This window comes from Liquorilactobacillus oeni DSM 19972, from assembly GCF_001436275.1.
Classification (GTDB): Bacteria; Bacillota; Bacilli; order Lactobacillales; family Lactobacillaceae; genus Liquorilactobacillus; species Liquorilactobacillus oeni.
The window spans coordinates 41398-60690 of record NZ_AZEH01000014.1 but is presented as its reverse complement, the minus strand read 5'-3'; the positions used below and the strand labels follow the sequence as shown (position 1 = coordinate 60690).

General features: G+C 37.5%; 20 protein-coding genes. 5 read left to right on the top strand and 15 right to left on the bottom strand.

Annotation, left to right across the window (positions count from 1 at the left end):
• Nucleotides 1-267: 267 nt before the first annotated feature.
• Together FD46_RS00670 and cbpA are read left to right on the top strand one after the other, a co-directional pair.
• The gene (locus tag FD46_RS00670) at nucleotides 268-1236 is read left to right on the top strand and encodes an L-lactate dehydrogenase (protein ID WP_057895277.1); all 969 of its coding nucleotides are present in this window, start codon (nucleotides 268-270) and stop codon (nucleotides 1234-1236) included.
• A 223-nt stretch (nucleotides 1237-1459) separates the two neighbouring features.
• Nucleotides 1460-2098, top strand: coding sequence for a cyclic di-AMP binding protein CbpA (gene cbpA / locus FD46_RS00665; RefSeq protein ID WP_057895276.1), 639 nt, complete (start codon nucleotides 1460-1462; stop codon nucleotides 2096-2098).
• A 139-nt stretch (nucleotides 2099-2237) separates the two neighbouring features.
• Here cbpA and FD46_RS00660 read toward each other — a convergent pair whose 3' ends face one another.
• The 10 genes from FD46_RS00660 to FD46_RS00615 all read right to left on the bottom strand — a co-directional run bounded on the left by FD46_RS00660 (nucleotide 2238) and on the right by FD46_RS00615 (nucleotide 10889).
• Nucleotides 2238-2603 carry a type II toxin-antitoxin system PemK/MazF family toxin gene (locus FD46_RS00660; RefSeq protein ID WP_057895275.1) on the bottom strand — a complete coding sequence of 122 codons (366 nt, stop codon included), beginning with the start codon at nucleotides 2601-2603 and terminating at the stop codon, nucleotides 2238-2240.
• Nucleotides 2600-2872: a hypothetical protein gene (locus tag FD46_RS00655; RefSeq protein ID WP_057895274.1), complete on the bottom strand. Its 273-nt coding sequence runs from the start codon at nucleotides 2870-2872 to the stop codon at nucleotides 2600-2602. Before FD46_RS00655 ends, FD46_RS00660 begins: the two co-directional genes overlap by 4 nt.
• 66 nt (nucleotides 2873-2938) lie before the next feature.
• A complete protein-coding gene (gene alr / locus FD46_RS00650; RefSeq protein WP_057895273.1) occupies nucleotides 2939-4063 on the bottom strand; it encodes an alanine racemase in 1125 nt (374 codons plus the stop codon).
• Nucleotides 4064-4081: 18 nt separating this feature from the next.
• The gene (acpS, locus tag FD46_RS00645; RefSeq protein WP_057895272.1) at nucleotides 4082-4447 is read right to left on the bottom strand and encodes a holo-ACP synthase; all 366 of its coding nucleotides are present in this window, start codon (nucleotides 4445-4447) and stop codon (nucleotides 4082-4084) included.
• Between the two features lie 158 nt (nucleotides 4448-4605).
• On the bottom strand, nucleotides 4606-6099 hold the full coding sequence (gene cshA, locus FD46_RS00640) for a degradosome RNA helicase CshA (RefSeq protein ID WP_057895271.1): 1494 nt from the start codon (nucleotides 6097-6099) through the stop codon (nucleotides 4606-4608).
• 47 nt (nucleotides 6100-6146) lie between these two features.
• A complete protein-coding gene (locus tag FD46_RS00635) occupies nucleotides 6147-7514 on the bottom strand; it encodes a UDP-N-acetylmuramoyl-tripeptide--D-alanyl-D-alanine ligase (RefSeq protein WP_057895270.1) in 1368 nt (455 codons plus the stop codon).
• 223 nt (nucleotides 7515-7737) lie between these two features.
• Nucleotides 7738-8520, bottom strand: a complete 783-nt coding sequence (locus FD46_RS00630; RefSeq protein WP_057895269.1) for a hypothetical protein — start codon at nucleotides 8518-8520, stop codon at nucleotides 7738-7740.
• Between the two features lie 33 nt (nucleotides 8521-8553).
• The gene (gene htpX / locus FD46_RS00625; RefSeq protein WP_057895268.1) at nucleotides 8554-9447 is read right to left on the bottom strand and encodes a zinc metalloprotease HtpX; all 894 of its coding nucleotides are present in this window, start codon (nucleotides 9445-9447) and stop codon (nucleotides 8554-8556) included.
• Nucleotides 9448-9472: 25 nt separating this feature from the next.
• Nucleotides 9473-10030 (bottom strand): LemA family protein, encoded by a 558-nt coding sequence (locus FD46_RS00620; RefSeq protein ID WP_057895267.1) that lies wholly within the window; start codon nucleotides 10028-10030, stop codon nucleotides 9473-9475.
• Nucleotides 10031-10454: 424 nt separating this feature from the next.
• Nucleotides 10455-10889 carry a GNAT family N-acetyltransferase gene (locus FD46_RS00615; RefSeq protein WP_057895266.1) on the bottom strand — a complete coding sequence of 145 codons (435 nt, stop codon included), beginning with the start codon at nucleotides 10887-10889 and terminating at the stop codon, nucleotides 10455-10457.
• 148 nt (nucleotides 10890-11037) lie between these two features.
• On the opposite strand from FD46_RS00615, the gene FD46_RS00610 reads away from it, so the two are divergent.
• Entirely contained in the window at nucleotides 11038-11844 is an 807-nt protein-coding gene (locus tag FD46_RS00610) for an alpha/beta hydrolase (RefSeq protein ID WP_235805517.1), read from the top strand.
• Nucleotides 11845-11936: 92 nt separating this feature from the next.
• Nucleotides 11937-12074 (top strand): hypothetical protein, encoded by a 138-nt coding sequence (locus FD46_RS10435; RefSeq protein WP_169790347.1) that lies wholly within the window; start codon nucleotides 11937-11939, stop codon nucleotides 12072-12074.
• Nucleotides 12075-12276: 202 nt separating this feature from the next.
• Here the strand turns inward: FD46_RS10435 and FD46_RS00605 are convergent, their stop codons facing one another.
• Together FD46_RS00605 and FD46_RS00600 are read right to left on the bottom strand one after the other, a co-directional pair.
• Nucleotides 12277-13083, bottom strand: coding sequence for a TIGR02452 family protein (locus FD46_RS00605; RefSeq protein WP_057895264.1), 807 nt, complete (start codon nucleotides 13081-13083; stop codon nucleotides 12277-12279).
• 198 nt (nucleotides 13084-13281) lie between these two features.
• Nucleotides 13282-14589, bottom strand: a complete 1308-nt coding sequence (locus tag FD46_RS00600; protein ID WP_057895263.1) for an NCS2 family permease — start codon at nucleotides 14587-14589, stop codon at nucleotides 13282-13284.
• Nucleotides 14590-14835: 246 nt separating this feature from the next.
• Between FD46_RS00600 and FD46_RS00595 the strand changes: the two genes are divergently transcribed.
• On the top strand, nucleotides 14836-16056 hold the full coding sequence (locus tag FD46_RS00595; protein WP_057895262.1) for a multidrug efflux MFS transporter: 1221 nt from the start codon (nucleotides 14836-14838) through the stop codon (nucleotides 16054-16056).
• Between the two features lie 97 nt (nucleotides 16057-16153).
• Here FD46_RS00595 and FD46_RS00590 read toward each other — a convergent pair whose 3' ends face one another.
• The 3 genes from FD46_RS00590 to FD46_RS00580 form a co-directional block, all read right to left on the bottom strand.
• Nucleotides 16154-16405: a type B 50S ribosomal protein L31 gene (locus FD46_RS00590; RefSeq protein ID WP_057895261.1), complete on the bottom strand. Its 252-nt coding sequence runs from the start codon at nucleotides 16403-16405 to the stop codon at nucleotides 16154-16156.
• Between the two features lie 113 nt (nucleotides 16406-16518).
• On the bottom strand, nucleotides 16519-17784 hold the full coding sequence (gene rho / locus FD46_RS00585; RefSeq protein WP_057895260.1) for a transcription termination factor Rho: 1266 nt from the start codon (nucleotides 17782-17784) through the stop codon (nucleotides 16519-16521).
• Nucleotides 17785-17835: 51 nt separating this feature from the next.
• Complete coding sequence (locus FD46_RS00580; protein ID WP_057895259.1) at nucleotides 17836-19116, bottom strand: UDP-N-acetylglucosamine 1-carboxyvinyltransferase; 1281 nt, start codon at nucleotides 19114-19116, stop codon at nucleotides 17836-17838.
• Nucleotides 19117-19293: the final 177 nt, after the last annotated feature.

Here is a 19293-nt window from a genome sequence, read left to right as displayed (position 1 = left end):
CCTCATAATAATGCCGAAACAAATTTTATATATAGCTATAGCCGCATCAACTTTTTCAAGATACGACTATTAACTTTTTACACCAAAAATGTGGGACAGCAAAAGCAGTCCCATTAGCCACCCATAACTTCTAAGTTCTTGTATAGTATACCATAACCGAAAGTTTGAGCCGCAAAAAAATGATTGAAAAGTTCTTCACATTTTTCAGAAAAACGTGATATACTAACAATGTGCTAACAAGTCCATTTATGAAAGGAATGTGTTACTTTGTCAGAAACAAAAAATCATCAAAAAGTTATCTTAGTCGGTGACGGCGCTGTTGGATCAAGCTTTGCCTATGCAATGGCACTCCAAGGGGTTGCTGAGGAATTTGGAATCGTCGATGTTGTGAAAGAACGTACAGAAGGCGACGCTTTGGATCTCTCAGATGCAACAGCATTGTCATACCCAAAGAAGATTTACTCTGCTGAATATTCTGACTGCAAAGACGCTGACTTGGTTGTTATTACAGCTGGCGCACCTCAAAAACCAGGTGAAACTCGTCTTGACTTGGTAAACAAAAATCTAAAAATTTTATCAAGTATTGTAAAACCTGTTGTTGATTCTGGTTTCGACGGTATTTTCTTGGTAGCTGCAAACCCTGTTGATATTTTGACATATGCTACTTGGAAATTCTCAGGTTTCCCAAAGAACAAAGTTATCGGTTCAGGTACATCGTTAGATACTTCACGTTTACGTGTTGCTCTTGGCGAATTAACAGGCATCCGCGATCCTCGTTCAGTCCATGCTTATATTATGGGTGAACATGGCGACTCTGAATTTGCTGCTTATTCAGCAGCAACAATCGGTGGTCTTCCTGTTCTTGATTGGGCTAAGGAAAACAAAGTTTCTAAAGAAACTCTTGCTAAACTTGAGGATGACGTGCGTAACAAGGCTTACACAATCATCAGCAAGAAGGGTGCAACTTTCTATGGTGTTGCAACAGCCTTAGCACGTATTTCAAAAGCTATTCTTCGTGACGAAGATGCTGTTCTTCCAGTTTCAGCTTATATGGATGGACAATATGGCCTTAATGATATTTATATTGGTACTCCAGCTGTTGTTAATGGAACAGGTCTTGTAAAAATTCTTGAAGTTCCTTTGAATGAAGAAGAAAGCAAGAAAATGTCCGATTCTGCAACAACATTGAAAAAAGTTTTAAATGATGGTTTAAAAAACCTTGAAAAGAAAGCTTAATTTATTGTAAATTAATTATTTTCTAAAAAGCTGCAGCAAACGTATCAGTTTTGCTGCAGCTTTTTATTTTATTATTTATTTTAATCAATTTTTTTGCTTTATCCTTCTTATAGCTTCATTTTGCTTCCAAATTAAATAAAAAACATAATTGTTCTTTCCTTTTTGAAGAAATTATATAATAATATGTATTAGAAGTTTTTAATTATATGGAGGGTAATATCTCATGCTATTCAAATCACTCATTAAACCCAAGAACGAGTTAACCACTGTTCGGGAAGATATTTCGCTTGAAGATGCTTTACAGGTACTTGAACAATCAGGTTTCCGTTGTGTTCCAATTTTAGATAAGACTGGGCAGATTTTTCGCGGTAACATCTATAAGATGCATATCTATCGCCATAAATCTCGTGGAGGAGATATGAAGCTTCCAGTTACATACCTTCTAAAAAATGCCACTAAATTTGTCACTATTGATTCAGCCTTTTTCAACATATTCTTTTCTATTAAGGACCTACCATACATCACAGTTTTAGACGAACAAAATTTTTTCTATGGCATTCTTACCCACTCTAGTTTGCTCGGCATGCTTTCTCAATCCTGGAATGTAAAAATTGGCAGCTATGTCTTAACAGTTGTTTCTTCAGGTGAACGCGGTGATTTGGTTGACATGGCTAAAATCATTACAAAATACACGTCAATTGCAAGTTGTATCACACTTGACGTCCAATCAAACGAACTAATACATCGGACTTTGTTTACTTTGCCTGAAGGAGTTACCCCAGAAAAGCTAAAAAAGATCATTTCAAACTTAGAACGAAAAAGTTTTAAAGTCCCTGAAATTGAAGATTTAAAGTCTTTTTAAAAAATGTGCAGCTACAATCAAAAAAATAACATAAAAAGACTTAGTCGAAAATTTAGTTTTGACTAAGTCTTTTTGATATATAAAATTGCATCTATTTAATTAAAATATATAATTGCAATTACTAAAACATCTCTGAAATTTATTTATGTATATTAGCCAGTCCAAGACTGACTTCTAGTGCATGATCTATTGCGCTCATTCTTTTTGTGTCTACATGAGCAACTCTGTCTAACAAGCGTTGCTTATCAATAGTTCTAACTTGTTCTAATAAAACAACTGAATCTTTATCCAAACCGACTTCTGAAGATAATAAACCAACATGAGTCGGCATTTTCGGCTTTTGAATCTTTGCCGTAATTGCCGCCACAATCACAGTAGGACTGTAGCGATTACCAATATTATTCTGAATTATCAAGACAGGGCGCATACCACCTTGCTCCGATCCAACAACAGGTGAAAGATCTGCAAAAAATATATCACCACGTTTAACTTCATCAACTGTCATATAATCCCTCTATCTTCTATTTCACACTCTGCTTCATATTCGCAACCAACAAATTCGTCACAAATTTTTTTATTCAGCGGACCCATTTCTTTGTACCCGCTTATCAAATCGTCAAGAATTTGATGATGCGCATCCACGTAATCTGCCATAACACTATTTTTTTCGAGTTCCCCTTGATCAATTGAATAATAATCGCAATATATCGAAATACGTTCATTTTTATTAGCAAAAAAATTATTTGCTGTGTGTTCATCAAAGTGATACGTCATCTCAAACGGCCCCCAACATCATTTATTTAAACATAATACCACATTTATTAACAAAAAGATGGTTCCTTATTTATAATATCGTGGAATCCTTTCTGAAAGAGCACAGAGTACTTCGTAATGAATTGTCTTAGAATATGTCGCGATATCCTGTGCTGTGATTGTCTTTTTATTGTCTGTTCCAATTAAAGTGACCTTTTCTCCAACTGGTAATTCATAAGGCAGTCGAATCATTATTTGATCCATACATACCCTTCCAACTATTGCACAATAGATTCCCTTAACTAACACCTTAAATCCCTGCATGCGCCTTAGCCATCCATCAGCATAACCAATTGGAACAGTAGCGATCCATTCAGCTTTTGAAGCGGTATAAGTCTTCCCGTAACCTACTGAATTTCCTGCATCAAGCTGCCGAACCGAAACAATTTCACTATAAAGGCTCATCGCAGGTTTTAATTCGCTCGGTAACTCTAACTCACCACCCGAGGGGTTAAGGCCATACATTGCTATTCCAAATCGAACTGCATTGCCCTTAGCTTCTTTATGCCACAAGGAAGCTGCCGAATTAGCAACATGCACATAACGCGGTTTGTTAATCACTACTGTCATCAGTTCATGAAATTTTTCAAGCTGCCTGTGATAGTGATCTAAAGCTGTTTGTGCGGTCGAATCAGCTGTTGCAAAGTGTGTAAAAATTCCCTCAAAAATAAATTCTTCTCGATGGGCTTTCAAAAAAGCTAACGCCTTTTTTAATTCTTCTTTTGTTCTAAAACCAATTCTACTCATACCGGTATCAAGTGCCAAGTGAACAGCCAACCGAACGTTTTTAGCTCGTAATAGCGGAGCCGCAGCCTGTAAAAAAGCCAAACTATCGACAGTAGCAGAAAGATTATTTTGCGCCATTAAAACAGCTTGTGCAGGTGGGTTAACACCTAGAACCAAGATAAGTTCTTTTATGCCAGCAAGTCTGAGTTTTAAACCCTCATCAATAATAGCAACACAAAAGCCGTCAACCCCGGCCTCATGTGCAGCTTGCGAAACTTCTAATAAGCCATGACCATAAGCATTTGCTTTTACAACAGCAAAAAGTGCCTGTTCAGGGTCCATTTTCTTTTTCTCTATTCCAATGTTTCGCTTAATTATTGCAAGACTTATCTTTGCATAAGTATTGCGATGAGTTCCTACAACCATTCCCAGCATCTTCCTTATCTATGATTTACTTTCCAAAATTACCTCAGTTATAACTACCTTCTCAGTGTGCGAAATTGAAATGTGTGCTTCGTCTTCAATAAAAGGATGTGTCATAATTCGCGGGCGCCCAGTTTGTTGATCATCTATAATCTCAATATCTTGAAAGCCAATGATTTTACCAATGCCTGTACCTGCCGCCTTACTATATGATTCCTTTGCAGAAAATCTTCCCGCTAGAAATTCATATTTTCTTTTCTCACCATATTTGTTAAAGGCTACCAATTCCGCCGAGGTAAGTACCCGCTGAGCAAATGTATTATGCGCTTTGAAAGCATTTTTGATTCTTGATATTTCAGTAATATCAATTCCTATTCCCAAAATCATTTTTATAAACACCTCATTAAAATCAAAAGTACTTAAACAAAGTATATACACGATTTATTTTATCACATCTTTTTAACGCAAAAAAGAAGAACAGCAATAAAACAATTGTTTTACTACTATTCTCCCCTGAAAGAAATTCATACTAAAAATTTACGATTCTAGTCTTTCTTCACCCTAATGGTGAACTTGCGTTTCTTTTTACGATCGCGACTGTATTTATCGCGATTTTGTTCTTTTCGCGGCTTATAGTTTTTAGAACCCTTGCCGTTATCGTGCCAAGAACGCCTCTTATTATGACTATAATGGTTTGAAGAACCTTTCTTTCTTCGGCTCGGCAAAGGACGTTCTGGCGTAATTTTTACAGGAACCTTGCTAGCATCATCCTTAGCCACCTCATTAATCAATGCTGCAATCAAATCGGTAGCATCATATTTTTTAAGAAGCTCATCGACCTGCTTAGAAAATTTTTCTGTGTCGGTTTTCCTAACAAGATCGCCGATTTTTTCTACAGCTGAAGAAACTTGACCAATAAAGGCTTCTTCTTGTGTAGGCGGCTTCAAAGCAGTCATTCTCTTCTTGGTAAGTTTTTCGATAACACGCAAATAATCAACTTCATTAGGAGTTACAAAAGTTACCGATACACCATGATGTCCAGCACGACCAGTACGTCCAATGCGATGAACATAACTTTCCGGGTCTTGAGGGATATCGTAGTTATAAACATGCGTTACACCTGAAATATCAAGTCCTCTAGCTGCTACATCCGTTGCTACAAGAATATCTAGCTTTCCGGCTTTAAATTGCTTCAAAATACTCATCCGCCGCTGCTGCGACAAATCCCCATGAATTCCCTTAGCATTATAGCCGCGAGCTTCTAAGCCCTTAGAAAGCTCATCTACACGTCTTTTTGTACGACCAAAAAGAATTGTTAGTTCAGGCGCTTGAACGTCTAAAATACGTGTCATGACATCAAATTTTTCAAAATCTTTTGCGCGGACATAATATTGGTCTACCAAGTCTGTGGTTAGTTCCTTACTTTTGATCTTAACAATTTCAGGTTTAGTCATAAACTTCTCGCCAATTTTCAAAATTGCAGACGGCATAGTAGCCGAGAAGAGCAAAGTTTGTCTTTTATCAGGAATTGTTTTAATAATACTTTCGATGTCTTCGACAAATCCCATGTCAAGCATTTCGTCAGCCTCATCAAGAACAAGCGTTTCAACTGAGCTTAAATCTATAGTACGTCTTCTGATATGATCAAGAAGTCTCCCTGGTGTTCCGACTACGATTTGTGGAGCTCTCTTCAACATTTTGATCTGACGTCTGATATCTGCTCCGCCGTAGACTACTTGCACTTTAGCATGTTCATCGCGTCCCAAACGGAATAGCTCTTCTTGAGTTTGAATAGCAAGCTCACGGGTTGGTGAAATAATTACTGCTTGAACTTCATTCCGCTTAACATCAATATGATTTAGGATCGGCAATCCAAAAGCTGCTGTTTTCCCAGTTCCGGTCTGTGCCTGACCGATAACATCGTTGCCTTTCAGAACCAAAGGTATCGTTTCAGCCTGAATTGGGGTAGCCTCTTCAAACCCACTGCGTTTGATTGCCTTTAATAGATTATCTGAAAGTCCGAGTTCTGTAAATTTCAAAAAATATTTCCTCCTATTAATAATTCTGTGTTTTCAGTTCTCTTAAACTAAGTTAAATCATTAAGAACCTGTTCTAAATGTATACCATGACTGCCTTTCAATAACACTAAATCTTCTGGTTCTATTTCATTTTGCAACACTGAAGCCAGTTTTTTCTTTTCTTCGGTCTTGTACCAATGTAACTGTGTGGAATCAAACTTATCTTTCAATTTTTCTTCCAATTGCTCCATATCATTACCACAAAGAAAAATTTCTTTAATCTTTTGAGGATCGATTGCTTCTGCTAAACCGGCATGCATTTCCTTAGAATGTTCGCCTAATTGTAGCATGTCACCTAATACTACGATTCTTTTGCCAGCAGTTTTTGCCTCAGAAAATGCCTTAAGAACCAGTTTGGCTGCTGTTGGATTAGAGTTATAAACATCGCTTAAAATCTTCTCTCCCTGTTTGCCTCTAATCCACTCAGTACGATTCTTTGTTAATGTAAACGACGAAAGTGCTTTAACCATTAATTTAACTGGAATTCTAAAATAATCTCCCACGCTCAAAGCAGCAAGAGCATTATTAACATTGTAAGAACCAATCATTGGGATCATAAAATTTTCATCAGGCCATTTTGAAACTCTGAAGCTGGTCTTATTTTCATTACTTACAATATTAAGTCCCCTGAAATTGTCTGATTCTCTGTTACCGAACGTGACAGTTTCTTGTGTCAATTTCTTAACCCTTTGAGTTAACAGAGGTTCATCACCGTTAAAGATCAAAACTCCATCTTCCTTTAGGCCATGAGTTATCTCCATCTTTGCATCTGCAATCTTGTCTCTGGTCCCAAAGAACTCAATGTGGGCTTCTCCTATCATGGTGATAACAGCAATATCAGGTTCAACAAGGCGGCTTAAGCCGTCAAGCTCTCCAAAATGATCCATACCCATTTCAATAACTAGTACTTCAGTATTAGGTTCCATATCAAGAACTGTTATTGGTACTCCAATATAGTTATTAAAATTAGCATGGGTTTTCTTTACATTAAACTGTTCCCCTAAAATAGCTGCAACCATATCCTTCGTTGTTGTTTTTCCATTGCTTCCTGTAATCGCCACAACTTTAGGATTAATCTTATATAAATAGTATTTGGCCAGTTTTTGCAGAGCTGCTAAACTGTCCGTAACCGTTATTCTAGGAAAGTTTTCTGGAGTTCCTTCATGACCTTCTTCCCAAAGAGTTGCAACAGCTCCGTTTGAGATTGCGTTTTTGATGTACTCATGCCCATCATGCTCCCCTCTCAATGGCACAAAAAGCGCACCAGGTTGTAATGAACGGGTATCGAAAGAAACACTTGTAACAACGACATCTGCCCATTCTTCTGTCAAATCCACCTGTAGTGCTTTCGCAATTTCTGCTAATCGCATCTTCATGTGACTATCTTCCTTTCTCTTGACATTGCATTTATCAACAATGTCCCGATAAGAATCTCATCTACTTAAAGTTAATTTTCAGTCAAATAAACTTATATGCAAAATTCGTCCTATGTTATTGTATCACAAATAAAAAATCTTACTTGGGGCTAATATAAAATTTCTTTACCATATCTTCAAAAATAAATTAACCATTGCAAAATAAACAATGAATCTTCTAGATTTAAAAGTTAAAATTATCTTCAAAAGCTTCTGGAACAATTACTTCCAATTTCCATTCTTTAACATTCAAATAATAATGTAATTTTCCTACCAATTTTGATTTTTCTATTAACATCGTAGGCTCATGCCACTTTAACTGATAGACACTTTCTGGCGCTGTCAACATCGGAATTGAAATCTCTTGATTTCTAATTTTTACCCTGCCATAATCAAAGACCACTCCATTGCTAAATAAAGAAGTCAACTCTTGGACAATCTCAGACGGCATCATCAAAAAGGGATGCCGCGAACGCAAAATAAGCCTTTTTTCACGATACACCTCCGCAAGATAAACTGCTAAAGTTTTTGCCAATAACTGATAAAAATGGGGTAAATAACGATAATATACTTTTTTGGCACCATTAGGCAATGTTAAAAAAACATAACTATTTTGCAATTTATAGTAAAAAGGAGCCTTAAGATGAGTGTAAGCATGACCGAGATAAAGCAATTCCGAAACTTCACGAGGTGCTAGAAACTCCAAGTCATTAACGGAATCAAAGTCGATCCATTCTAACGCTTTAGCATGTCTACCGGACAAATAAGCTTTTACAGCTTCTTCTCCTAAGTACATATTAAATCCAGAGTAAATATCTATTTCCTGTTGCGGGTCAACATTACTAAGTGAAAGAATATTCTTAGGCGGAAGAGGCACATTTGCAATAAAATCAGCAGTAGAAATACCATAGGTTAGTGTGAGATGCGACACTTTCTCGACGTATACGTAAACAAGGTTGCTACGCATTATTTTTCCTCTATTCTATTAAAAAATACATATCTACATCTTACGTAAACGTGCAACTCGATCATCAATCGGAGGATGAGTGTCAAAAAGGTGCGTCCAAGATCCAGATTTAAACGGATTAGCAATATATAAAGATGAACTACTTGGATCCGCAGCCTTCATCGGCTCGCTTTGCGAAATTTTTTCAAGTGCGTTAATAAGTCCTTGAGGATTTCTTGTTAATTCAACCCCTGAGGCATCTGCTAAAAATTCACGGTTACGTGATAAAGCAAGTTGAGCCAAAGTGGCTGCTAAGGGTGCCAAAATAACAACTATAAGGGATAGAATCATAAGGATAGCCGCAGTGCCGTTGCCGCCTTCATTATTTCTTCTGCGACCAGTTCCCCCCCACCAAAATGAGTTAAAGCCCAAGTTAACAAGGGCAGAGATAACAGCTGTTAATGCTAATGCTGTTGTTTGCAGTCTGATATCATAATTACGAATATGTGAGACTTCATGAGCAATAACACCCTCAAGTTCTTCTCGCTTAAGCCGTGTAAGCAATCCCTCAGTAACTGCTACAGCAGAGTGCTTTGGATTACTACCTGTTGCAAAAGCATTAGGGCTTTCGTCCGCAATAATGAATACTCGCGGCATCGGAACTCGTCCTACCATTGCCATATCCTCAACAATATGCCAAAGCTCAGGGAAATCGCTTTCTTGTTTGATTTCTTTTGCGTGATTCATCCCCATCACAATTTCAGTGGATTGTGCAAGCATTGCAATCATGTAAAAAAAGCCGAGCACAGCTGCCATAACTACGCCTAAGTATGAATTATCAAAAAAAACATAGCCAACAGCCGCTCCAATTAGTAAAACTAATAAGAAAAAGGCGATCATCACATAGACCGTCCGCCTTTTATTACGTGCTATTTGTTGAAATAACATTTAGGTATACTCCTTTGAACCAAATCTACTCAAAAGAAACTTTAGGTGTTTCTTTTTCTTGAGCAGGAACTTCCAGATAGCCAACTTTAGTCATACCATGAACTTTAGCAATAACGTTAGAAGGAAAAGTCATCAATTTTTGATTGAAAGAAGCTGCACTTGAATTAAAGAGTTGCCGTGAATATGCAATCTTATTTTCTGTATTAGTTAGTTCTTCCATCAGTTTAGTAAATTCTTGGTTTGCCTTAAGATCAGGATAACTTTCAGCTAGTGCAAAGATTGATTTTAATGAATCGGAAAGCTGATTAGAGATTTCCATCTTTTTCTGATGTGCATCATTAGGTAAACTCACTAACTGATTCCGCAACTGTACTACTTGAGCAAAGGTTTCCCGTTCATGCTTTGCATATCCTTTTGTTGTTTCAACCAAATTAGGGATCAAATCATTACGCCTTTTTAACTGTACATCTATTTGACTCCAAGACTCTTCGGTATATACCTTTGCAGTTTGCAAACCATTATAGAGCGCAATATAACCAAAAACCAGAAGTGCGATTATTACTATTACCACAATCCAAAACATCATTTTTCCTCCAATACCTCATGTGTAATTAAAAACACAATACTATCCCAAAATCTCCATGTAAAAAGTCCTTTTGAAATTCTCATAACCACTGTCTAATATACACTATTATCATAGCAAATTTCGATTCTTTTATAAAGCCGATTACCTTAGAATTTAAAATTAATTAAGAACATTTTTATAAAGAAGTATAAAAAAAGCGAGCCTTCACAAAGGCTCGCCTGAGTGCGGTATCATTTAAAAGATAAATAAACGCCATTCCACAATAGCAATCTATAAGTACGCTAGAAATCCGCTAGCATTTGTACTCCGCTTGAAAAAGTCACTAGCCGCCGCAGCGGAACGATTTTAAAATCGCCTGACTATTCTCGACTCATCGCATACGCTTATTTTAGTACAACTTCAGTCAAAACACAACATAAGTTTAAAATAATTTTTTTTGCATTTGATGGTGCGCAATTCCAGCCTCCAAAAAACCTGGTCCTTCAACATGATACCCTAACTTTCGGTAAAATCCTTGAGCTTGATCCTGTGCTCCTAGTTTTAAGTAACGAATATCATGATTATGCGCTACTTTTTCTAAGTATTCCATTAAAGATTTAGCAATTCCCTGTCCTCTAAATTCCGGCAAGGTAGCGACTCTTTGAATATGCCAGCTAGGTCCTTCTTCATTTAAAATCCGAGCAGTTGCAGCTGATCTGCCATCAACATAAGCAACAAAGTGTACAGCTTCAGCTTCGTTTGCAATCTCTAACGCCGGGGCAACGCCTTGTTCTTTAATAAAAACCCGTTTACGAATTACCAGTGCGTCTTGGTAGCACTTTGAAGTCAAGTCAGTTGTCTGTTCAAACTCAAGCATTTTCTTTCAGTCCTTTCAAAAAAAATATATCATTGTATACTAAAGAGTAGAAAAATTAATTCTTGTATATTAATAAGGTGATATTTTGGCAAAACACATCAAACAAAAAAGATTCTCATTTCTAACTTACTTTACACGGATTTCACTCATGTGTTTAGTATGTATTCTAGCATTGTTGAGCACTTCTGAGAATACTCATGAAGAAAAAATCCATTTTACTGAAATTGTTCCCACTATTTATCTTCACGGGTACGACGGTAGTGCAGCTTCTACTAATAAACTAATCTCAGCTGCACAAAAAAGTGGCCGGGCAAGAAAAACCTTAACCGTGCAAGTTGCACCAAATGGACACCTTCAGCTTAAAGGAAAATGGTCTTGGTCTGAAAAAAATCCGCTTATCCAAGTGATCTTTACTGATAATACTGCTGAGATTCCAACTGAAGCTGTTTGGCTTAAAAATGTGGTCAGCTATCTTCAGCAGGAATACAGCATGCAAAAATTCAACGTGGTTTCGCATTCAATGAGCGGTCCCGTAACTTACTATTGGGCAGTTCACTTGCGAAAAAAGGACTCTCCAATCTTAAGTAAGTTTGTTCCGATTGCAGGCCCTTTTAATAGAGTAATTTACATTGATGACACTCCTAACCAGAATTCGCTGGACTCGTCAGGAAAACCTGTCTTACAGAATGCAGCATACCGTGACTACTTGAAGTATCGCAATAATTTTCCAAAACAAACACATGTCTTGAACATTTTTGGCAACTTAGAAGACGGATCAAATTCCGATGGTTTGGTAACAAACACTTCAGCACGCTCTTTAGCTTACCTTCTGCGCAATCATGTTGCTTCCTACCAGGAATTAATGGTAAAAGGCCCAAATGCTCAGCATACACTTTTACACAGTAATAATGCTACAGTAGATCAAGCTATCAACAACTTTCTTTGGAAAAAATAACATATTTTAGTTTGCTATTATTTATTTTTGGACTAAAATGAAAGTGTAAAGTTGTTTCATGTTTTGGATTTCAATATAAAGAGGCGATATCAATGTCACAAAAATTAAGTAAAGAAGAAAAAAAAGCATTGGCTCGCAAGGCTTTAGATGATCGTGCAAAACACCCTAGCAAAAAAAATGGTTCTGGTTTTGCGCGTTTAGATGCCGACGCTAAGAAGTTCCAAAACTAAAATTACTGCTTATCGACTCAACAATAATTTACTAAAAAAGAGGCTTAGTCAATTACAAAACTTGACTGAGTCTCTTTAATTTATCCTACATCTTTTTTATGAAGCTCCTAACTCCTCCTTCTATCTATCTTTGGTATTTTACCGCCCAAGTTAGCTCTTGTGCCCCTCTCTTGTTGATTCACCATTTGTTATTGCGTCTTAATTAATTAGTAATACTTTTCTTTGCAAAAACAGCTGAAAACGCTGCTAGGGAAACAGGGTCGTTATAAATGGAAAAAAAGGTGTCTGAAAAACAGCCTGCAAATTCACCTGTATACAATTGTTTCTTAAAAATCCGTGCAACCAGCTGGGGATCGTTGCCAAAACTGCCGCATCCAAATGCCCCCATTATCAAAATGGTATCTCCAGAAAGCTTAAATTGACGCAGAATTTGCTTGACCTTAACCTCAAGGTCTTTTTCAATCTCATCTTTTTTTACTTGTAAACCATGTTTTCTCATTGCTTTAACATCAGGAGCTGCAATACTCAAAACATCTACTAAACATTCTTTTGAAAGATAACTTTTTTCAGTTTCATCACGCAAAATTTTAATGTTTTGTCCAAAAATAAAAGCAGGACTATAAAAAAAGTTATGCGGGTTCTTTTGATTTAGACGGTAATAGTTTTTCTTATATTTTAATAGTTCAGGGTATAAAAAACTATTACGGCAAAGTGTCTGTTCTTGAGCATTCACTCCTTCAAGAAAATTTCCACCAGGAACGACAGGACTGGCAAAGTTTAAAACTCCTACCTTAGCGTCTTGGCTATTTTCTAAGCGAATGCGCAAAAGGACATTCTCATCTACAACTTTAATATTTAAAGCTGTTAACTTAAAAGGACTAATAGCACCTGTCTTGGGAATAAGTTTTTCTATTAAAATGGATCTTTGTTTGAGTTCATTCATTTCAATTTGATAAAGATTCATAGTATGATGGCCGATTTTTTTTAAATCTTCACTTTTAGTTTCCATAGGCTCTTGCTCTTTTCTTAAAATTGCGCTTTACCTTGTATCTATAATAACACCTTGCGTTCTCCTTTAGCTAAATATGCTCAAAAAAAGACTACGGCAATAGCAAACATTCGTCGCGGTCTTTTTGAACATGTTTAATAATTTTTTTCAATATCTGCTTTCTTGGCTATGCCCAGAATTTTTTAAAAAAATTTTTGTTTATTTATTAAGGATCCAGAAAAAACCAATGAAGACAAAGAATAGCAGGTACATAATAGGATGAACTTCTTTACCTCTTTTTGCAGCGATCATTGTAATTGGGTAAGCAATTACTCCCAGTGCAAGCCCATCTGAAATACTATACGTCAATGGCATCCCCAACAGAATCAAGAAAGAAGGAATGGCAATCTCCATTTTTTCCCATTCGATTTTTTTCATACTCTGAGCCATTAAAACACCTACGATAATCAAAGCTGGAGCTGTAACTTGGCTTGTAACAACAGCTAATAAAGGAGAAAAAAACATTCCAACTATGAAAAGAAGGCCTGTTACAACTGCGGTAAGCCCTGACCTGCCGCCAACGGCTATCCCAGCAGAAGATTCTACATATGCACCTACAGGAGAAGTTCCAAGAAGCGAACCTGCAGTCATCGCAACCGAATCAGACATCAAAGCCTTGCCAACACGCGGCATTTTATTATTCCGAAGAAAACCTGCCTGTTGAGCAAGGCCTACTAACGTCCCAGCCGTATCGAAAAATGTAACCAAAAGGAATGTTAAGACAACAACTATTAACTGCATAGAATTAATATCACCAATATGTTTAGCTGCTACTAAGAAAGTTGGTGCCAAGCTTGGTGCAGGAGAGATCAAAGCTGTCGGCAACTTAATCATTCCTGTAATGATTCCCAGCAATGAAGTCGCAATCATCCCAATAAAAATACCGCCTGGAACATGCTTAACTAGTAAAATAGCAGTAACGATCAAACCAAAAATTGTCAACCATGTTGTCCCCGAAAAGCTGCCCAGTTTGACCAGTGTAGACTTGTCAGCAATAATTAATCCTCCATCCGCCAAACCAATAAAAGCAATAAATAGACCAATTCCTGCTGATATTGCATATTTCAGATTTGCCGGAATCGCATCTATGATCAACTCGCGCAATTTGAAAATTGTGATTAACAAAAAAATTAACGATGCTACAAAGACACCAGCTAAAGCAGTCTGCCACGGAACTTTCATTCCGATACAGACAGAGTAGGTAAAGAATGCATTTATCCCGAGTGCAGGAGCCGTTGCGATGGGATATCTAGCAAGCAATCCCATTAAAAGACATCCCAATGCACTGGCCAGAGCAGTTGCTGTAAAAACTGCTCCCTTATCCATCCCAGATGCTCCTAAAACGCTTGGGTTAACGAATAATATATATGCCATTGAAATAAAAGTGGTGAACCCAGCTAATATCTCACGCCCAAAATTTGTTTCGAGCTCTTTGATGTGAAAATATGATGCTACCTTTTCCTTCAAAACTCTTACCCCTTTTTTACGAACATTAAAGTTCTTCTTTGGTTATATAACCCGATAGATACTATACTATAAGGATAAAAAAATGTAAATACAAATAGCTACTGATATTAATGTTCGTATTTAAAGTCAATTATTTAATAAGCTTCACAATTTAACCAATTATTGTTTATCGGTTGCTATTATTGTCTTTTTTAGGGACAATTAGATTATTAATCTGAAACTAAATTACATAAGGGGGGGAGTCAATTGCTGCAAAAGTTCAAAGAATTTTTCCTGCGACCGCGAAAACTATGGGAAAAGAACCTGATTATACTTTGGATTGGCACTTTCATGGCTGGCATCGCTTTTAGTTTGGTAATGCCCTTTCTTTCACTATACATCGATACTCTTGGTAACTTTTCCAAGGCACAGCTTAATTTTTATAGTGGACTGACATATTCCGCAACATTTTTAGTAATGGCGATTGTCTCTCCCTTTTGGGGGAAGCTTGCAGATCGCAAAGGCAGAAAAGTAATGATTTTACGTGCTTCATTTGGAATGGCAATTGTTATTGCTGCAATGGGTTTAGTCACAAACGTAAATCAATTAATATTGCTGCGGCTCCTTCAAGGAATTTTTTCCGGATACGTAAGCAATTCTAATGCTCTGATTGCAACAGAGACTCCTAAAGAACATAGCGGCAAAGCACTTGGCATCTTAATTACCGGAAATGTAACAGGTACTCTTTTTGGACCATTAGTCGGTGGGGTCATAGCTGCTGTTTTCGGATATCGACTGACTTTTTTCCTTACTGGAATTATTTTATTCCTAGTTTTTTTACTCAGCGCCCTTTTCGTAAAAGAAAAGTTCCAGCCGCTTGAAAAAGATGAGCTGCAAAGCGGACGTGCAATTTTCCGCAGCCTAAAAAGTCCAAGAATAGTAATCGGTATGTTACTTACCACTCTCTTGATACAGCTAGGAAACTTTTCTATTAGCCCTATCATCAGCCTCTATGTACGCCAACTGATGCACAATACCGGCCCCATCACCATTGCAAGCGGACTCGTTGCCTCTCTTCCTGGAGTTGCTACTTTACTTGCAGCTCCCCGCCTTGGGGCCTTAGGAGATCGTATCGGGACAGCACGTATACTTAAGCTAGGAATGCTGTTTGCAGCTGCTGTCTTTTTACCAATGGCGTTAGTTACCAATATCTGGCAATTCGGTTCACTCCGTTTTCTAGTAGGAATTTCCGATGGAGCATTATTGCCTGCAGTTCAAACTCTTCTTGCTAAAAACACCCCTGCAGAAGCAACTGGGCGCATTTTCAGTTATAATCAATCATTTCAAGCGCTGGGAAATGTAGCTGGTCCATTGCTTGGTTCTAGTGTTTCGGGGATGTGGAATTATGATGCTGTTTTTATCTCTACCTCAATAGTTTTAGTAATTGGTTTCTTCTGGGTACTTTTCACTACAAAAAAGCAAACTTAGTTTTCATTTAATTAAAAATTTAGAAGTACAACAAAAAAACTGGGCAGCTCTTTTTAAGAGAAGTCCAGTTTTTCGTACTATAGAATAATTATAAAAATTATTTATTAGCAAAACCATATTTTTTGTTGAAACGATCGACACGGCCATCAGCTTGAGTGAATTTCTGACGTCCTGTGTAGAATGGATGAGAATCACAGGAAATTTCAACACGTATTAAAGGATATGAATTACCGTCTTCCCATTCAATAGTTTCAGCAGAATTTTTTGTTGATCCTGAAAGAAACTTATATCCTGTAACAGAATCTTGAAAAACAACTTTATGATATTCTGGATGGATTCCTTTTTTCATTAATATACTCTCCTTTGCCCTGACGCATTTGCTGCGCCAGAGTTGACCTTTAATGCTACAACAATAAATATTTTACCATGAAAAAAATTGAGTTGCAATCAAACTTTTTCACCTCAACGATTTTTACTATGACCGTCAAAACTATGGGTTGTTACTTTGTCTAACAATTCTTCGTTATTCTTGTTCTGGCGCAATAACTTAAGAAGCTGTTCTGCTTGTCTGACATTATCGCCACCCATTTTTTTGCGCAACTTCCATATTAAATCTCGTTTTTCTTTTCCTAAGAGCAAACTTTCTTTCCTAGTACCGGATTTTTTCAGATCTACTGCAGGAAAAATCCTACGTTCTGCCAGTTCACGAGACAGCTGAAGCTCCTGATTACCTGTTCCTTTGAATTCTTCGTAGATAACATCATCCATTCGACTACCCGTATCGACTAGTGATGTCGCTATAATAGTCAAACTACCGCCTTCTTCAATATTACGAGCAGCACCAAAGAATTTCTTAGGCTTAAAAAGTGCATGCGGATCAATTCCTCCTGAAAGTGTCCGGCCACTTGGGGGTACAACCAAATTATAGGCACGCGCTAAACGTGTTAAAGAATCGAGCAGAATAACCACATCTTGTTTGTCTTCAACTAACCTCATAGCGCGTTCAAGGACCAGTTCAGAAACACGCACATGATTCTCGGGCCTCTGATCAAACGTGGAGTAGACTACCTCACCGTCTATAGTTCGTTCAAGATCAGTCACTTCTTCTGGGCGCTCATCTATCAAAAGAACTAATAATTTAACTTCAGGATAATTATGCGTAATTCCATTTGCAATACTCTTCAGCAATGTAGTCTTCCCAGCCTTAGGAGGAGCCACTATTAAACCTCTTTGTCCAAATCCAACTGGAGCAAAAAGATCCAATACTCTAGTTGAAATCTGGTTCGATTCTGTTTCAAGCAATATCTGTTTATCAGGATAAAGAGCTGTTAATGCTGGAAAATGGGGGCGTTGTTTAGCTTCTTCAGGCTGCTTGCCATTTACAGTATCAACATGCATTAAGCCATAATAGCGTTCACTTGGTTTTGGCGTTCTTACCTTTCCTGCCACCAAGTCGCCATTTCGCAATCCAAATCGTCGAATTTGTGATGCTGAAATGTAAATATCTTCTTGTGAGGGTCCATAATTAATAGGGCGTAAAAAACCGAACCCTTCTTGTTGAGAAGAGATATCCAATACACCTGACATATAGTAGTAGCCCTGCTCAGCTGCTTGAGCCCGAATTACCGCCAAAGATAACTCCTTTTTATTCATCTGGCTATAATAAGGTATCTTAAATTCACGGGCATAGCTGTAAATTTCTTTTAAAGTCTTATCCTTTAAATCTATTAAAGTTAAATTTTTCGTGACGTTCTCTCCTTGAGTCTAATTCCCCAATTATCACCGGATCAGACTATCTTCTTCCTCAACAATTTTAACATCCACAGAAAGGCCGTGAAGTTTTTCAACTATTCTTTCATATCCTCGTAGAATATTTTCGGCATTAATAATTGTAGTTGTTCCCTTGGACATCAAAGCAAGTCCAACAAGAGAAACACCTGCACGAATCTCACTTGCATTGACCACTGCTCCCCGCAAATTTTCTGAGTGGCGAACAGTAATAACACCGTCTTTACTATCAATCAATCCGCCCATTCGTTGCATTTCGGAGATATGTTTAATTCGTTCAGGATACAAAGTATCGATAATTGTGCTGTTACCTTTGGCTTTCATTAGCAAGGGAGTAATCGGCTGCTGCAGGTCTGTCGCAAAGCCGGGAAAAGGTGCTGTCTTTACTGTGACAGGCGTAAGTTCCTTTCCGCCGGCAACATACACGCTATCCTCGTGGACCTCCAAATAAACACCCATTTCGACCAACTTAGCAATGAAAGGTTCAAGATGCTCTGTAATTACATTTTTGACCAAAACACCTTCACCATTCGCAGCTGCAAATGCTAGATACGTTCCAGCTTCAATTCTGTCTGGAATAATGGTGTGTGTATTTGTTGCCTTAAGAGTTGAAACCCCTTTTATGCGTATCACATCAGTCCCAGCACCTCTAATATTAGCTCCCATATTATTTAAAAAAGTTGCAAGATCAACTATCTCAGGTTCTTTAGCTGCATTTTCGATCACAGTTGTTCCTTGTGCTTTTACAGCTGCTAACAAGACGTTGATTGTAGCACCAACTGAAACAATATCAAAGAAAATACGAGCACCATGCAGACCGCCAGCACCAGTGGTAATACGAACAGCATCATTTTTTTCAACTACTTTAGCACCAAGCGCACGAAATCCCTTTATATGCTGATCTATTGGTCTTGGTCCGATGTTATCCCCACCTGGAAAACCGACGATTGCTTTTCCAAATTTTCCCAAAAGAGCTCCCATAAAATAATAAGAAGCTCTTAAACTTTTAATTGCTCCTCCTGGAAGCGGCACACTTTTAATCTGTGTTGGATCAATTTGCAATTCACCGCTGTTAAAACTAGAAGCTACATTCATTGACTTTAAAATCAACATCAAATTACGTACATCTAAAATAGCCGGAACAGAATCAAATTTAACTGGTGTATCAGCTAAAATTGCTGCCGGAATCAGGGCAACTGTACTATTTTTGGCTCCGCCTATTGTGACTTCACCAGACAGTTTCTGCCCTCCTCTAATAATCATTTTTTTCATTGTCTATAAATCTCCACTTAAGTATCAAATAAAACGCACAAAAAGAACTTACTCGGATGTAAGCTCCCATATCAATATAGGCATCGAAAGTGCCTCTTATAATACTACAAGATAGCTCCAAGTGTTTCAATCAAAAACTTTAAAATTAAGGAAAATATTCCTAAATATTAACCAAAA

Excerpts from the sequence above, each read along its gene's own strand:
- FD46_RS00590 (WP_057895261.1), bottom strand. The coding sequence starts at position 16,405 with ATGAAAAAAGGAATCCATCCAGAATATCATAAAGTTGTTTTTCAAGAT.
- FD46_RS00635 (WP_057895270.1), bottom strand. The coding sequence starts at position 7,514 with ATGAAGATGCGATTAGCAGAAATTGCGAAAGCACTACAGGTGGATTTG.
- FD46_RS00605 (WP_057895264.1), bottom strand. The coding sequence starts at position 13,083 with ATGGAAACTAAAAGTGAAGATTTAAAAAAAATCGGCCATCATACTATG.
- FD46_RS00610 (WP_235805517.1), top strand. The coding sequence starts at position 11,038 with ATGTGTTTAGTATGTATTCTAGCATTGTTGAGCACTTCTGAGAATACT.
- FD46_RS00615 (WP_057895266.1), bottom strand. The coding sequence starts at position 10,889 with ATGCTTGAGTTTGAACAGACAACTGACTTGACTTCAAAGTGCTACCAA.
- cbpA (WP_057895276.1), top strand. The coding sequence starts at position 1,460 with ATGCTATTCAAATCACTCATTAAACCCAAGAACGAGTTAACCACTGTT.
- alr (WP_057895273.1), bottom strand. The coding sequence starts at position 4,063 with ATGGTTGTAGGAACTCATCGCAATACTTATGCAAAGATAAGTCTTGCA.
- acpS (WP_057895272.1), bottom strand. The coding sequence starts at position 4,447 with ATGATTTTGGGAATAGGAATTGATATTACTGAAATATCAAGAATCAAA.
- FD46_RS00655 (WP_057895274.1), bottom strand. The coding sequence starts at position 2,872 with ATGACGTATCACTTTGATGAACACACAGCAAATAATTTTTTTGCTAAT.
- htpX (WP_057895268.1), bottom strand. The coding sequence starts at position 9,447 with ATGTTATTTCAACAAATAGCACGTAATAAAAGGCGGACGGTCTATGTG.
- FD46_RS00630 (WP_057895269.1), bottom strand. The coding sequence starts at position 8,520 with ATGCGTAGCAACCTTGTTTACGTATACGTCGAGAAAGTGTCGCATCTC.
- FD46_RS10435 (WP_169790347.1), top strand. The coding sequence starts at position 11,937 with ATGTCACAAAAATTAAGTAAAGAAGAAAAAAAAGCATTGGCTCGCAAG.
- FD46_RS00660 (WP_057895275.1), bottom strand. The coding sequence starts at position 2,603 with ATGACAGTTGATGAAGTTAAACGTGGTGATATATTTTTTGCAGATCTT.
- FD46_RS00580 (WP_057895259.1), bottom strand. The coding sequence starts at position 19,116 with ATGAAAAAAATGATTATTAGAGGAGGGCAGAAACTGTCTGGTGAAGTC.
- FD46_RS00620 (WP_057895267.1), bottom strand. The coding sequence starts at position 10,030 with ATGTTTTGGATTGTGGTAATAGTAATAATCGCACTTCTGGTTTTTGGT.